We start from the raw sequence: 13,920 nt of genomic DNA, 5'->3' as shown, positions 1-13,920 counted from the left end.
ACGCGCTCCCCTCGGAGACGAGCGCCCCAGGCCCCGTTCACCCGCTCCGCTCTCCCCCGATGGCGAGTGCACCGGGGGAGGCCGCAGCACCGGCGAGGGGGTCGCACTGGGACACTGGACAGGTGATCCACACCGATTCCGCGATTCGCTTCCGCTTCGGACTGACTCCCTTGGAGGAGGTCAAGCCGTGGGGTGCCGAGCCCAAACTGCACTGGTTCGGACTGACCGCCGGCTGGTACTGCGTCGACATCGACGGCCATGAGGTGCTGCGCTACTCCGAACGCACCGTCCGCGAACTCCGATACGACCGGGACGGCGACCGAGCGCACCCGTACGTGGACCACTTCGTCGTCCGCCTGTGGGAGGACGTGATCGCGCTCGTGTCGGGGGCGATGGAACCGGTGCCCCACGACCTGGTGGACGTCGCGGCCGCCATCTCGCCGAACTGGACGTGGATCGATACGCCGGAAGCCGACGCCGCACTGACCTGGCACGGTGAGGGCTACCTGTACACCGACTACCTGCGCGTCGCCCCGACCATCCGCCTCTGGCGCACCGTCGTCGGTGAGGAGGACACCGTGACCGTCGGCTGGGAGCACCGGGCGGACCCGGAGGGCGTCATCGAGTTCGCCGGCCCGCAGACGGGTCGGGTGACCCTGCCGACGAGCGAGTTCCTCGGCGCGGTGGCCGAACTGGACCGGGCGCTGCTGGCCGCCATGGACGAACGCATCGGCGAACTGGAGAAGTCCGGACCACCGCCCGGTGTGCGAGGCGACGTGGAGCAGTTGCGTCGCGAGCACCGGGACCGGGCGACCTGGCTGCGGCGCGCGAGGGATCGCGAGCCGGGCACCGACTGGGACGCCGTACGGACCGGTGCGCGCATGCTCCTTGCCGCCGGGACCCGGACGCAGGATGACGCGGGGTAGGGGCCGGGTTCAGTCGGCGACGGGGAACCTGTCCCAGGCCCGGTGCCGCGTCATGGCCCGCTTGAGCTGCTTCAAGGTGGCCGAGGGGGTGTCGTGGAAGGCGATGCCCGGCTCGTCCGTCTCGATTCCGACGGCGTCGAGGATCCGGGAGGCGCCCTTCCAACCGCCGATTGCCTTGCCGTGGCGGTACGCCTCGGTCAGCAGCATCAGGACCCGGGGGTCGGCGCCGGCCGGGCGAGGTGTACCGGCCTTGGCGTCCCGGGCGCCGTGGGCGTCGGCGGCCGCCTGGGTCACTCCAGCGAACAGCAGGGCGTCGAACTCGACGGAGCGGGCGGTGGCGAAGGTGCGCTGCACCGTCACCGGGTTCTTCTTCGTGCCCAGGGTGCCGCCGGTGGGGGCGATCACCAGGGGCACCATTCCGGCGGAATGTACGGCATCCCGTACGGTCCTCACCCCCGCGAGGTCGCTTCCGGAGTCCGCGATGATGCCGATGACCCGGCCGTCGAGCGGCCATTCCCGGCCGATCTGCGACAGGGCCGGGCTCGGGTGGGGATCGGTCAGGGGCTCCGTGGCCTTCGGCGCGGGGAGTCCGAGCCCGGCGGCGACCTCTTCGCAGAGCTGCGGGTCGATGTTGGCCAGGACACCCAGGACGCGTTCCTTGATCACCTGCTCGTGACACTTGCTCAGCTCGAAGGTGTAGGCGGCGATGATGTGCTCGCGTTCGGTCGGCGTCATGCTCAGCCAGAAGAGCCGCGGCTGGCTGAAGTGGTCGGCGAACGAGGCGGGTGCCTCACGGACCTTGCTCGCCTCGGGGACGGTGACGGGCGTTTCGATGAAGGCGCCCGTGTCGGCTCCGGCCAGGAAGGGGCAGCCTCCGTCGAGGCTGTTGGGCCGGTACGGGGCGACGCCCGCGTGGACGGCGGTCTGGTGCATGCCGTCGCGGAGCATGTCGTTGACGGGGGCGTGTGGCCGGTTGATCGGGATCTGCCCGAAGTTCGGTCCGCCGAGCCGACTGATCTGCGTGTCGAGGTAGGAGAAGAGCCGTCCGGCGAGCAGCGGGTCGTCGGTGACGTCGATCCCGGGAACCAGGTGGCCGGGGTGGAACGCGACCTGTTCGGTCTCGGCGAAGTAGTTGGTCGGGTTCGCGTTCAACGTCATCAACCCGACGGGCCGCACGGGAGCGAGCTCCTCCGGCACGATCTTGGTGGGGTCGAGCAGGTCGATCCCTTCGAAGGTCTGGTCCGGGGTGTCGGGGAAGGCCTGGATGCCCAGCTCCCACTGGGGGAACGCGCCCGCCTCGATCGCGTCGGCCAGGTCCCGGCGGTGGAAGTCCGGATCCATCCCGTTGGTGATCTGCGCTTCTTCCCAGACGAGGGAATGGACGCCCAGCTTCGGCTTCCAATGGAACTTCACCAACGTCGTGGCGCCCTTGGCGTTGACCAGGCGGAACGTGTGGACGCCGAAGCCCTCCATCATCCGGAACGACCGCGGGATGGCCCGGTCGGACATGTTCCAGATGGTGTGATGCGTCGCCTCGGTGTGCAGGGACACGAAGTCCCAGAACGTGTCGTGGGCGCTCTGCGCCTGCGGGATCTCCCGGTCGGGATGCGGCTTCCCGGCATGGATGACGTCGGGAAACTTGATGGCGTCCTGGATGAAGAAGACCGGGATGTTGTTGCCCACCAGATCGAAGGTTCCCTCGCCGGTGTAGAACTTCGTCGCGAATCCACGCGTGTCCCGCACCGTGTCCGCGGAGCCCCGCGACCCCAGGACGGTGGAGAACCGTACGAACACGGGCGTCTCGACGCCCTTCGCCAGGAACGCCGCCTTGGTGACCTTCGACGCGGTGCCGTAGCCCTGGAAGACGCCGTGGGCCGCGGCGCCCCGGGCGTGCACCACTCGCTCGGGGATCCGCTCGTGGTCGAAGTGGGTGATCTTCTCCCGCAGGTGGTGGTCCTGCAGCAGGACCGGACCCCGCGCACCCGCCTTCAGGGAGTGGTCGCTGTCGTACAGCCGGGCGCCCTGCGCGGTCGTCAGGTAGGCGCCGCCCTGCGCCACCACGGCCTGGGGCACGCCGGTCGGCTGCCCCGTGGGGCTGAGGGTGTCCGGGCCGTCCTGGTCGGGTTTCGGAGGCAGGGGCTCATGCGGCCTGGTCGGCTCGGTGGCCGACGGCGGCTGTGGCGCCGGCTTTCCCGGAATGTCGCTGCGCCGTGCCCGCGTGCCGGACGCGCCCTTGGTCGCCGCGGGCTTCTTCGCAGCGGCCTTCGTGGTCTTCTTCTGAGCCATGCCGTGTTCTCTCCTCTTGCCTCACGCCCCGGACGCAGGTGCCGACGGGTCCTGGACTCCTGGTCCCCGTGCAACCCTTTCCCCTCCACCGGATTCCGGCATCTCGGATACGCCCGTCCGCCCGTCCCCATCGCCCGAGGGGGTCCCGTCCCCGCCGGTTTCCTCCGGGCTCGTGGGGCGGGGCCGCACGGCCGGCGACTGCCGCGCCGTGATGCGTGCCGCCGTGATGCGTGCCGCTCGCCCGCTGTTCAAGATGGGAGACGTCGTCGATCGTCCCGGGGCCGGCTTCGTCCCACGCCGCGGTCCGACGCGCATCGTGCGGCCGAGCACGGGCATCCGCAGCAAGGCGCGTGCAGGGCCGACCTGGGCGATCTGCCCGGCGCCCGACGCCCCGGGGTAAGGAGCACCGCAGATGCAAGGCACCGCATACGGAGCCCGTTCGAGCGCACGAGCCACCCACGGCCCGGGCCGGGAGGCCTGGATGGAGGAGATCCGCGGAGAGAGCGCGGCGGACTTCGCGGCCTGCGTCGCCGACATCGCGGCAGGCGAGCTGGACCTTCCGCTGCCGGGAGCGGGCCGGACGGCCGACCGGTTCCGGTCGTTGGCCTCGGTGGCGGAACGCGATCTTTCCCTGGCCCGGCTGGTGGAGGGACACGCGGACGCCGTGGCGATCCTCGCGGAGCTCGGGGGGCCGGCCGTGGGGCCGCAGGAGCGCTGGGGCGTGTGGGCCGCCGAACCCCGAGGACAGGGGCTCACCGCATCCCGGGGCGACCGCGGCTGGGTGCTGAACGGGATCAAGCGGTACTGCTCGGGAGCGCACAGCTGCACACACGCCCTGGTGACGGCCACGGCGGACGACGGCCGCCGCCTCTTCGCCGTCACCACCGCGGCCATGGGGGAGGGGCCGGGCGCGCGAGCAGGCGGGTGCCGGACGCTGGAGGGTACGTGGCAGGCGCTGGGCATGGCGGCCAGCGACAGCGCCGACGTCGCGTTCGAGAACGTGCCCGCGGTACCGGTCGGCGGTGTGGAAGCCTACGTGGACCGGCCCGGCTTCCAGCACGGCGGCATCGGGGTCGCGGCCTGCTGGTACGGCGGCGCCCGGGCCGTCGCGGACCTCCTCACCCGTACGGCGGCCCAGCGCGGCGCGGATCCGCTCACGGACGCCCATCTGGGGGCCGTCGACATGCGCCTGCACGCCGCCGGGGCCGTCCTGGCCCAGGCAGCGGCCGAGATCGACGGCGATCCCGCCGACGCCGAGCGCACGGCCCGGCGGCGAAGCCTGCGCGTGCGCGCCTTCGTCGAATCGGTGTGCGCCGATGTCCTGACCCATGTCGGCCGGGCCACCGGCGCCGAACCGCTGTGCCACGATCCGTCCCACACACGACACGCCACGGACCTCGCCGTCTACATCCGCCAACACCACGGCGAACGCAACCTCGCGGAGCTGGGCGGCCTCGTCGCCCGAGCGGGGCAGCGGTGACGGACACACCACCCGAGCCGGCGCCACCCGCCGATCCGATTCAGGCCCCCGGTACCCCGGAGCGGGAGTGGCGCGACTGGAACGGCCTCGCCGCCCTGCCCGAGGCGGCCTTGCCCGAGCGGGGCCGGGTCGTCATCGTGGCAGCCCACCCCGACGACGAGGTGTTGGGAGCCGGCGGCACCATCTCCCTCCTCGCACGGGCGGGTCTCGCCCTCACGGTGGTCACTGTCACCGACGGCGAAGGTTCCCACCCCGGCAGCACACGCGTCACACCGGACCAACTGGCGGCCATCCGGGCCGAAGAACTGCGCCGGGCACTCGCATCGCTGGGTGCACCGGATGCCCGGGTGGTCCGCCTCAAGGTGGCGGACACCCGGCTGGCGTTCCACGAGGAAGAGGTCGCCGCCGCGTTGGAGACGCTCCTCGACGGTGCGCGACTGTGCCTGGCACCGTGGATGGACGACGTGCACGGCGACCACGAGGCCGCCGGGCGAGCCGCGGTGAAGGCGTCCCGTGCCGTAGCCGTGCCCTGTTGGACGTACCCGGTATGGATGTGGCACTGGGCCCGACCGGGTGATCCCCGCGTGCCCTGGGCGGCAGCCGTGGCCGTCCGGCTCCCTCCCGTGACAGCGGCACTCAAGCGACGAGCCGTTCAGCACTTCGTCAGCCAGATCGCACCCCTGGGGCCGGACCCGGCCGACGCGGCCGTCCTGCCGCCCGAGGAACTCGCCCACCACCTGCGCGACATCGAGGTGTTCTTCACGTGACCGATCAGCCCACCCCGGCGTCGTACTTCGACGACATGTACCGACACACCGAGGACCCCTGGCACCTCGCGGAACGCTGGTACGAGCGCCGCAAGTACGACCTGACCGTCGCCGCCCTGCCGCAGGAGCGCTACCGCAGGGCCTTCGAACCCGCCTGCTCGGTCGGGGAACTGACCCACCGCCTGGCAGCCCGCTGCGACTCGGTCCTCGCCTGCGACCGGGTGGCGTCGGCCGTCGAGACCGCCCGGCGGAGCAACGGCGGACACCCGCACGTGGACATCCGGCAGATGACCGTTCCCGCCCAATGGCCTGAGGGAACCTTCGACCTGGTCGTCCTGTCCGAGCTGCTCTACTACCTCGACCCGCCGACGGAACGGACCCTGCTGGACCACGTCCTCGCGGCGCTGGAACCAGGCGGAACCCTGGTGACCGTCCACTGGAACCACGCCGTCCCCGAGCACCTCTCCACCGGGAGCGACATCGCCCGAAGCCTGGACGGGACCCCCGGCCTGCGCCTGTTGGCCGACCATCGCGAAGACGACTTCGTCCTCCAGATCCACCACCGCCTCCTCCCGGACGGCAGCCGACCGGCGACACCCGCCGAGCAGGAAGGCCTGGTGTGAGGCCTGGCGTGAACCCCGAAACCGTGGCCCCCGGAACCGAGGTCCTTGAAGCCCTGGCCGTCGTGGTCCCCGCCCATGACGAGGAGGCCCTCCTGCCGGCCGCGCTCGCCGCCGTCCGCACCGCCACCCTGCACCCGGCTCTCCGCCGCCTGAGGGTCCTCACCGTGGTCGTCGCGGACCACTGTCGCGACAACACCGCGTCCCTCGCTCGCGAAGCCGGTGCCACCGTCGTCACCGGCAGCTTCCGCAACCCCGGCCAGGCGCGCGCCGTCGGTGTCCGCCGAGCCCTGCGGGAACTCGGCCCGTCGGCATCACACGCGTGGATCGCCACCACCGACGCCGACAGTGAAGTGCCCGCGGACTGGCTGGCCCACCAGCTCGCCCGCGCCCGCGAGGGCTGGGAGGCGGTCGTGGGCACGGTGATGCTCCCGCCCAGGTCACCCCTGGCAGACCGCCTCCGGACCCGGTACGAGGCGACCCGACCGTCGGACGGGGAGTGGTACCACCCGCACGTGCACGGAGCGAACCTCGGTGTCACCGCGCACGCGTACCTCTCCGTCGGCGGCTTCCCCCCGCTCGGGGTAGGCGAGGACCACGCGCTGGTCGACGCCCTGAACCGCGCCGGGCACCGCGTCCTGACCACGGCTGCCTGCCCGGTCCTCACTTCGGCACGAGTCCGAGGTCGCGCCCGCGGCGGCTTCGCCGACGACCTGGCCGCCTTGGGCTCTCACCACCTGGAGGGACACCAGCCGACCGCGGGTTGACTCCGCCGCCTCGCCGCCTCGCCGCCCCGCCGCCTCGGACGTGGGGTGGAGGGGTATCGTCCGGGCGTGCGGGAGCATCGGCAACGCTACCGATCGCCGTCCTCGTCCCGGGAGTTCCTCGAATTGGCGCGGCGCGCCCTCTCGGGGTCGGCCGGCGGGGAGGACGATCCCGTTCCCGTTCTTGAAGGTGAACCCGGCTCGCGTCCGTGATCGTCCACGGTGCCGCCGTGGTTCTGCAGCCGCGGTGCCCGCCGCCCGCTGTCGCCGGATCCGTGCTCGATGTCAGTCATGAGGCTTCTCCGACCATGCCGATCCGGAGGGAAAGCCGTCGCCCGGGGAGACCCCTCCGGGGTACGTCCAGGGTGAGCTTGTCGCTATCCGGCGCTGCGCGGGCCGGGCGGGTCCTGGGGGTCGACGCCGGTGGTGGCGGAGGCGTCCTTGGTTCCGCTGGGGCGCTGGGAGCGGCCCTGCGGGCCACGGTCGTGCATTCCCGCCTCACCCGCACCCTTCTTCTGCTCCTCGCCTCGGCGGCCCTGACTTCTGGAGGGCTTGCCGTGGGGGTTGCCGGCCTCTTCCTTCGAAACGGTTCGGCCGGGGCCCTTGGCGGGAGCGTACTTGTCCGGGTGGAACGAACGATGAGCGCTCGGGTTGTCCTGCTGCTTGGTCTCGTCCACATCCGGGGACCAGCCGTGCTGCTTGGTTCCCTCGAACCGGCTGGGCCCCTCACCGTGCGTGGGCTGGGACGGCTTCGGCTGCTTGGCCATGACCTGACCTGCTGTCCTGATAGGGAAGGACGCCAGAAACACGCGCCCTGGTCATGCCATTCTCCCACCACCCACGGATCCCACCGGATCCCACGGAAGGCGCCTTCCGGAGTCAGGCGGTGGGGGAGCTGATGCGGTCCGGTCGGATCACGTAGATCACGCGGACCTGGTCGGTGCCGCCGTACCAGGGGTAGGGGCCGCCGAGGTACTTCTGAGCGAGGGCCTCGATGTGCGCGACCGCCCCCTCGGTGGTCACGCGCACCACACGGCCGCGGATCTGGACGTAGGAGGCGGGCTGCGCGGGGTCGGCGACCGCGACGGCCACCCGCGGGTCACGTGCGATGTTCCGGGTCTTCTGATGTGACTCGACGCTGTTGATCAGGACGTGCTCGCCATCGGTGTCGACCCACGTCTGCGTGAGCTGGGGCGAGCCGTCGGGCATCGTCGTCGCGATGTAGCAAGTGCTGGGGCGACGCAGTAGCGCCCCCACGTCCTCGCCGAGGGGTACGGGCACGGAGGATCTCCAGGGGCATGGTCGCAGTGGTCGGCTGGAGCCACCGTAGCCATGCAGGCTCCCCGGCCGTGGCTCCCGTTCCCCGGGCAGGGACACGTCATCCGGTTGGCTGAGTCGGCAGGCCCGATGGACCCCGGGGCCGCGCGGCCGGGGCAGTGGATGTAGCTCCGTGTATGAGTCGGAGCGCTGTGTGTGACCGTGCGTGTGGTCGGGTCCGGTGACATCGGCTCGGATAACTCGCAAGTGCCCGAAGGACGGGACAGGTACCGCGTCAGAGGTGGCTCTGTGGGTAGGCGGACGGCATGAAGCAACGTAACGGCCAGGACCCCGAACTGCCTGCTCCCGTCCCGGAACGCGGGAAGGAGAGCCTGACCCCCAACCTGCCTCCGACCGGGCCCCGGGCTCCTGATCTGGAGGGCGCCGTCAGCACGCGGCGCGAGAAGAAGGGTGAAGGGCCGGGAGCCGAGCGCCCTGCCGACGCTCCCGAGAGCGGCGGCCCCACGGAGGGTGCCTCCGTAGAGCCCCCGGACTGACGAGCTCGTCAGGTCCGGTACCGGAATCTGATCAGTGGCAAGCATCGAGGGACAGTGGGTCGTGTACCAGTTGGCGGCGAGGTCGGTCGTCATGATGGCGCAGGCGAGGTCCTCAGACTGACGGTGAGTTCCCTCGGAGCGGTCGTTCCCGGCTCGTGGCCGGTCGGTGATTCGCCCGGCAGGTGTCGGTCGGCCATGGTCCCCGGCACGGTGTCGGGGTGACCGTCCCCGCGCATCCGCAACCGACACCCTCACGCACGCGTCACACCTCACATGCAACGCGAATGGCTCTTCTCGCTCATCCCCCTGACGATCGGCGTGACCTTCCTCGGCTTCGGCGTGTACGGACTGCGCCGTGCCCGTGCGCTCCGCCGTACGGGCGTCACCGTGCAGGGGCGGATCGTCCGCCACGACGTCCAGCGAAGCGACGAAGGCGCCAAGTTCCACTACCCGGTCGCGGCTTGGACCACCGAGGACGGTCGCGCGTGCGAGCACGCATCCAGGTTCGGCCGCGGTTCCATCGCGAGACCCTTCGGCGTGGGGGCCCATGTCGTGGTCCGCTACGATCCGGACGATCCTCGCCGGTTCGAGATCCAAGGCTGGGACGTGGCGACGGTCGACCTGTTGTTCACCGTCTTGGGATCGCTCTTCACCGTCGGCACGTTGGTGGCGTTGCTCACCGGTCTGCTCACCTTCTGACGGCCGCGTCCTCCTCCGACTGCCGCGTCCTGGGTCGTACGACGCGAACCCGCCTCGCCCCCGCCGTGGCGGGGGTGAGGCGGGGACGGGCGGGTCAGCAGGCTCGTACGGAGATCTGGTCGCGGACCTGGGAGGCGCGGACGTACTTCCAACTGCCCGTGTCGTAGATCTGGCCCCAGAACCAGCGCTGGCCCTGATTGTCCAGCCAGCAGTTCATGGCGAACTTGGTGCCGCTCTTCGACCAGTGGTGCGGGGTGGTGCCGGTGTTGGGCGCGCTGTAGATGGCCACCCAGCCGTTGGCGTCGTTCTGCCAGACGTACGAGAGTCCGGCCGCCGATGCGGGCGCCTGCATCGCGCCCGCGCCGGCCAACAGGACGCCCGCCACGGCGAGCCCGCCCAGTCGGCGCCTGAGTCGGTTCTCCACGCTGTACCTCCTCTGTGTGGGTTGCGAGCATGCCCCGGGGGCGGCCCGAGCCGCAGCCGTTCCGGGGAGGCGGGACGGCCGCGTCCGAAGTATCGATTCCGCGGAGCCGTCGGTCTCGAATTCCGGCCGGTCGGAGGTCGGTCGGGTGGCGGGTGTCCGGGCGGAAGGTGGCCGGGTGCCCCTCAGACAGCCATCCACGGCACACGGCAGGTGTGGGGGCCCGTTCCCTCCGGACACAAGCCGTTGATCACCGCCTTGCGGAGCGCCCGCCACGTCCGGAGCGAACACGCCAAGTGGACGCGCAGTTCGATCAGTTGTCGGGAGCCGCCGCCCTGAGCGGGATGTTCCGCGGCCCACTGCTCCGCCAGGTGGTCGTACATGTCGGCGGTCGACAGCTCGCTGCCGGGAAACGAATCGGCGACGGTCCGACCGATGATCCGGGCGCTCCGGGAACCCACCGCGTCCTCGACGAGCCCGCTGACCCATGCCAGCCCCTGCTCGTCCGCGTACAGGCCGAAAGCGAGATCGCGCGTCTTCATCGCGTCAGCCCTTCGTGATGGCGACATCGCCCGTGGCGAAGGCGGTGGTGAACCAGGAGTGGACGGGAGCGAGCGCCGGTGATGCGGGCCACCCGTTGATCGTCGCCAGGAGCTGCCAGTAGCGCTCGGCGTGTGGGTCGGTGGTTGTCCGCAGGCGGGCGAGGAGCCAGCGGCGCAGATCGCTTTCGCCGGCACGCTCGAATGCGTGCGCGTAGAGGTTGCCCAGTGAATCGGAAAGGGCCTCACCCTTGGCGGAGGCCGGCAGGAGGCCGGCGGACACGGCCTCGTCGATTCGTTCACCCATCACCCGGTTGAGAGTGGAGTGCAGAGCGCCGATGTCCTGCGGGGAGGGCTCCACCGCCTGGTCCTCGGCCATGCGGCGCAGCGTGTCACGGAAGTCTGCGTTCTGGCAGAGTCCGACGAGTTCCACCCAGGCCTCGACCTGTTCGGGTGTGGGATCGTCGGGCAACTCGGGCACGGCGGACCGCATCAGGGCCACGAACTCGGGATTGATGTCGTGGTCTTCGAAGACACCGTCGATGAAGTCGGATACGAGGCGCCGTTGTTCGGCCTGGGAGAGCGTGGCGAGTTGGCGCAAGAGGTCCATCTCCATGGTGGTGGGGGCGTGTCGGGCGACCGCACGGAGTACTGCCCGGCGTAGGCGCAGAGTGCGGATCCGCACGTCCAAGGCGGTGGCGTGCGCTTCCGTGACCTCCGGTATGGAGGCTTCCCGGTCCAGTACCTTGCGCACGGTCGCCAGGTCGAGCCCGAGATCGCGCAGCGTGCGGGCCAGTTCCAGGCGTGCGAGTGCGTCGAGGCCGTAGAGGCGGTAACCGGCCGGGCTGCGGTCGGCCGGCGGGACGATGCCCTTGTCGGAATAGAACCGGATGGTCTTCACCGTCAGACCGGTTCGGCGGGATAGCTCTCCGATGGAATAGAGCGTGTCGCTGTCCATGCCCTCAGCTTGCTGTCTCCCCCCACGGGAGAGTCAACCGGGGCCATGGCAACCTTCGGGACCACAGGACCACAGGACTACGGGTCGAGGGGTCGACGGGGCTACGGACCCCGGACGACGGGGCTCGGCGCAGGCGGATGCGCGGCCGATCCGGCGGCTTGCACCGGCCCACCCACGAACCGCCGGGCGCGGATCGTGGAACGGCCGCCGGAAGTGCTGCGTCCCTTCTCTACATCGGCGATGTGTCGAACCGGGGCCCTGGCCCTGGCGCTTGGCGGAGGGGCGGGGTTGTGCGGGAAGGCAGGAGGAGGGGAGTGCTGATGGTGGCACTCGCGGCGGGGCTGCCACTGCTCGTGGCCGGGATCGTCATGGCGGTGGTGTTCACGGGGACCGGTGTCGTGGGGTCGAGCCCGTTGCACCGGGCGGTGGACGAGTACCTCGACGCGGTGGGAAACGGAGATCACGCACCGGCCACCGCTCCGGAAGGCCTCTGTCCGGACGGCACGGGCGATCCTGCGGCCGTCCTGCATTCCCTCGCGAAGACGTTCGAGCACCACATCGTGTCCTCCACCGCGAGCGCCGACGATGCCTCGGTCAACGTGGACCTCACCCAGGGCGACGGCGACCCGGTCGCGGTGGTGCTGGACCTGCGTCGTTCCGGGGGCCGTTGGGAGGTGTGCGCGGCCTCCACCGGTCAAGTGTCGATCGATCCCTTCTGATCGCCGCCCGGCCGGGTCGGAGCCACTGGCACTCCGGTGCCCCCGCCGCACCCGCAACCCTCCCGCCCGCACCGGCCGGCCGCATCAGATGCCCAGCGGGCGGGCAGGGTTCAGCCATGTCGAACTCCCACACATCACTCGGTGAGGCCGCGATCGATCAGAGCGCCGCGGCTCGAACAGGAAGCGGCCTGCCGCATGAGGCAAGCCCTGCGATCCGCCCTCCGGCAGGCACGAGCACGTCGATGCCCGGTGGCCGGGGCGGTGGTCGGGGCGTCCGCGCCCCGGCTTCCGAGCTGCTCACACTCCTCGACAGGCAGCACCAGCCCGAGCCGGACACCGTCCCGGGGCAGGAGACCCTGTTCTGATCCGTACCGTCCACAGGCGTCAGGCGTCAGGCGTCAGGCGGAGCGGATGGAACGGCCGCATCCTTCCCCGGTCTGGAGGGAATCACGACCGCGACCGGTGACCGACACCGGAGTGGGGACTCCATGTGGGGACTCCGGGTGGGGACGCGGATGGGACGGAGCACGGAAGCGGCATAGGTCGGCCATCGACATATGCCGGTACGCGATCTATGGTGATCCTTGTGAACGAACAACCTCTGCGCGAGCCGACCCTCCTCATCCTCACGGCGATCGCCGATGCCCCACGGCACGGATACGCGATCGTCCAAGAGATCGAGAAGATCTCGGAAGGCCGAACGAAGATGCGTACCGGAACGTTGTACGGGGCCCTGGAGCGGCTCCTCGAACAGGACCTCATCGCCGTCCACGAGGACGAGGTGGTCGAGGGCCGCAGGCGGCGCCGCTACACGCTGGCTCCGCGTGGACGCGAGGTCCTGGCGGCAGAGGCGGCTCGCATCGCGCGGAACGCCCAGGAGGCGACCCGGCGTCTGAACCTCGGCGGCCTCGGCAAGGCGGTCACGGCATGACCAATCTGTTGAAGCTCTACCCGGCCTCCTACCGCCGGGAGTTCGGCGACGAGATAGCCGATGCCCACCGCGAGGCCACCGACGGGGCGAGCAGGACGGCGCGGATGCGCGAGGCCGCCGACATCGCCTCCCACGCCCTGCGCATGCGGCTCGGGCTCGGCTCGGCGGGACGTGCCGGACGGCTCCTCGCGGCCGTGGCGCCGTTCGCCGTCATCGCGGTCGGCGTCTACACGATGTTCCTGACCAGGCTGACGATCTCCGCCCTCCGCATCACAGACCGGATGGATGACATCGGCTCCGTCGTCCTTACGGGGGCGGGCGGCGTGGCTGCCCTCGTGGGTGTGGTTCTGGCCTTGACCGGCCGCTGGGCGGTGGGAACCTGGACCGCGTTGGCGGGCCTCACCGCGAGTTTCGCCGTCCAGGCCCTCCGGCCGGGCCTGGGGCTCGAGTTCGCGGTGTTCTTCAGCGGGCCGGCGTTCCTGTCGGCCCTGGTGGCGGTGCTCTGCCCGCCGGACCTGCGCCCCATGCCCCGTCCGCGCGCCTCGAAGGCCGGGGTGGTCGCCGCGCTGGCCGGGGCGGCGGTACTGACCGTGGCGCCCGCCCTGTGGTCGCTGCCGCATCCGCTGAACACGCTGCCCACTCTCCTGCCGTCCCTCGCCGGACTGCTGTTGGCCGGTCGGCAGGCGTTCACCCGGCTGCGTACGGCTCCCGCGGTTCTCCTGGCGAGCCTGCCGTTCGCGGCCGTCGGCATCATCGTGGGGGCTCTGGACGCGCTGCTCCTGCCCCTCGTCCTCGCCCTGCCGCTCGCCGCGGTGGTGGGCGTGCGCAACCGACGTCGCGGACCGGCCACACCCTCGATGTGACGTGCGTGCGGGTGGGCGGGATGATGTGCCTTCGGCCGAGCGCGGGTCGTCCCTGCCGGGACGGCCCGTACCGCCGCGTGACCGTCCGAGGGGACGGCCCGTACCGCCGCGTGACCGTCCGAGCGGACGGCCG

16 protein-coding genes are annotated in these 13,920 nt (G+C 71.1%); 10 read left to right on the top strand and 6 right to left on the bottom strand.

Features of this window, described 5'->3' with window-relative positions; genetic code table 11:
* The first annotated feature begins 122 nt into the window (after nucleotides 1-122).
* On the top strand, nucleotides 123-926 hold the full coding sequence (locus OHA84_RS02885; RefSeq protein ID WP_234350355.1) for a DUF5984 family protein: 804 nt from the start codon (nucleotides 123-125) through the stop codon (nucleotides 924-926).
* A 9-nt stretch (nucleotides 927-935) separates the two neighbouring features.
* Here OHA84_RS02885 and OHA84_RS02880 read toward each other — a convergent pair whose 3' ends face one another.
* Nucleotides 936-3,212, bottom strand: coding sequence for a catalase (locus OHA84_RS02880; protein ID WP_266973625.1), 2,277 nt, complete (start codon nucleotides 3,210-3,212; stop codon nucleotides 936-938).
* A gap of 481 nt (nucleotides 3,213-3,693) precedes the next feature.
* On the opposite strand from OHA84_RS02880, the gene OHA84_RS02875 reads away from it, so the two are divergent.
* The 4 genes from OHA84_RS02875 to OHA84_RS02860 are packed head-to-tail and all read left to right on the top strand — an operon-like array spanning nucleotide 3,694 to nucleotide 6,846.
* Nucleotides 3,694-4,692, top strand: a complete 999-nt coding sequence (locus OHA84_RS02875; RefSeq protein ID WP_266974143.1) for an acyl-CoA dehydrogenase — start codon at nucleotides 3,694-3,696, stop codon at nucleotides 4,690-4,692.
* Nucleotides 4,689-5,459 (top strand): PIG-L deacetylase family protein, encoded by a 771-nt coding sequence (locus OHA84_RS02870; RefSeq protein WP_266973626.1) that lies wholly within the window; start codon nucleotides 4,689-4,691, stop codon nucleotides 5,457-5,459. Before OHA84_RS02875 ends, OHA84_RS02870 begins: the two co-directional genes overlap by 4 nt.
* Before the next feature lie 35 nt (nucleotides 5,460-5,494).
* Nucleotides 5,495-6,082, top strand: coding sequence for a bifunctional 2-polyprenyl-6-hydroxyphenol methylase/3-demethylubiquinol 3-O-methyltransferase UbiG (locus OHA84_RS02865; protein WP_266974144.1), 588 nt, complete (start codon nucleotides 5,495-5,497; stop codon nucleotides 6,080-6,082).
* 8 nt (nucleotides 6,083-6,090) lie between these two features.
* Nucleotides 6,091-6,846, top strand: coding sequence for a glycosyltransferase family 2 protein (locus OHA84_RS02860; RefSeq protein WP_266973627.1), 756 nt, complete (start codon nucleotides 6,091-6,093; stop codon nucleotides 6,844-6,846).
* 374 nt (nucleotides 6,847-7,220) lie between these two features.
* Here the strand turns inward: OHA84_RS02860 and OHA84_RS02855 are convergent, their stop codons facing one another.
* Together OHA84_RS02855 and OHA84_RS02850 are read right to left on the bottom strand one after the other, a co-directional pair.
* Entirely contained in the window at nucleotides 7,221-7,610 is a 390-nt protein-coding gene (locus tag OHA84_RS02855) for a hypothetical protein (RefSeq protein ID WP_053684216.1), read from the bottom strand.
* A gap of 112 nt (nucleotides 7,611-7,722) precedes the next feature.
* Nucleotides 7,723-8,124: a PPOX class F420-dependent oxidoreductase gene (locus OHA84_RS02850; protein ID WP_266973628.1), complete on the bottom strand. Its 402-nt coding sequence runs from the start codon at nucleotides 8,122-8,124 to the stop codon at nucleotides 7,723-7,725.
* Between the two features lie 302 nt (nucleotides 8,125-8,426).
* On the opposite strand from OHA84_RS02850, the gene OHA84_RS02845 reads away from it, so the two are divergent.
* Together OHA84_RS02845 and OHA84_RS02840 are read left to right on the top strand one after the other, a co-directional pair.
* Entirely contained in the window at nucleotides 8,427-8,657 is a 231-nt protein-coding gene (locus OHA84_RS02845) for a hypothetical protein (RefSeq protein WP_266973629.1), read from the top strand.
* A gap of 273 nt (nucleotides 8,658-8,930) precedes the next feature.
* A complete protein-coding gene (locus OHA84_RS02840; RefSeq protein ID WP_266973630.1) occupies nucleotides 8,931-9,356 on the top strand; it encodes a DUF3592 domain-containing protein in 426 nt (141 codons plus the stop codon).
* 94 nt (nucleotides 9,357-9,450) lie between these two features.
* Here OHA84_RS02840 and OHA84_RS02835 read toward each other — a convergent pair whose 3' ends face one another.
* The 3 genes from OHA84_RS02835 to OHA84_RS02825 all read right to left on the bottom strand — a co-directional run bounded on the left by OHA84_RS02835 (nucleotide 9,451) and on the right by OHA84_RS02825 (nucleotide 11,274).
* Nucleotides 9,451-9,780: a hypothetical protein gene (locus OHA84_RS02835; RefSeq protein WP_053684222.1), complete on the bottom strand. Its 330-nt coding sequence runs from the start codon at nucleotides 9,778-9,780 to the stop codon at nucleotides 9,451-9,453.
* Nucleotides 9,781-9,962: 182 nt separating this feature from the next.
* Nucleotides 9,963-10,319, bottom strand: a complete 357-nt coding sequence (locus OHA84_RS02830; RefSeq protein WP_266973631.1) for a hypothetical protein — start codon at nucleotides 10,317-10,319, stop codon at nucleotides 9,963-9,965.
* 4 nt (nucleotides 10,320-10,323) lie between these two features.
* Nucleotides 10,324-11,274: a MerR family transcriptional regulator gene (locus OHA84_RS02825; RefSeq protein WP_266973632.1), complete on the bottom strand. Its 951-nt coding sequence runs from the start codon at nucleotides 11,272-11,274 to the stop codon at nucleotides 10,324-10,326.
* Nucleotides 11,275-11,594: 320 nt separating this feature from the next.
* On the opposite strand from OHA84_RS02825, the gene OHA84_RS02820 reads away from it, so the two are divergent.
* The 3 genes from OHA84_RS02820 (at nucleotide 11,595) to OHA84_RS02810 (ending at nucleotide 13,787) form a co-directional block, all read left to right on the top strand.
* Nucleotides 11,595-11,993, top strand: a complete 399-nt coding sequence (locus OHA84_RS02820; protein WP_159041629.1) for a hypothetical protein — start codon at nucleotides 11,595-11,597, stop codon at nucleotides 11,991-11,993.
* Between the two features lie 586 nt (nucleotides 11,994-12,579).
* Complete coding sequence (locus OHA84_RS02815) at nucleotides 12,580-12,924, top strand: PadR family transcriptional regulator (RefSeq protein ID WP_266973635.1); 345 nt, start codon at nucleotides 12,580-12,582, stop codon at nucleotides 12,922-12,924.
* Nucleotides 12,921-13,787 carry a hypothetical protein gene (locus OHA84_RS02810; protein WP_266973637.1) on the top strand — a complete coding sequence of 289 codons (867 nt, stop codon included), beginning with the start codon at nucleotides 12,921-12,923 and terminating at the stop codon, nucleotides 13,785-13,787. Before OHA84_RS02815 ends, OHA84_RS02810 begins: the two co-directional genes overlap by 4 nt.
* Nucleotides 13,788-13,920 lie beyond the last annotated feature (133 nt).

Source organism: Streptomyces sp. NBC_00513 (assembly GCF_041431415.1).
In the GTDB taxonomy this organism is placed as follows: domain Bacteria; phylum Actinomycetota; class Actinomycetes; order Streptomycetales; family Streptomycetaceae; genus Streptomyces.
This window is presented reverse-complemented; position numbering and strand designations above follow the sequence as displayed.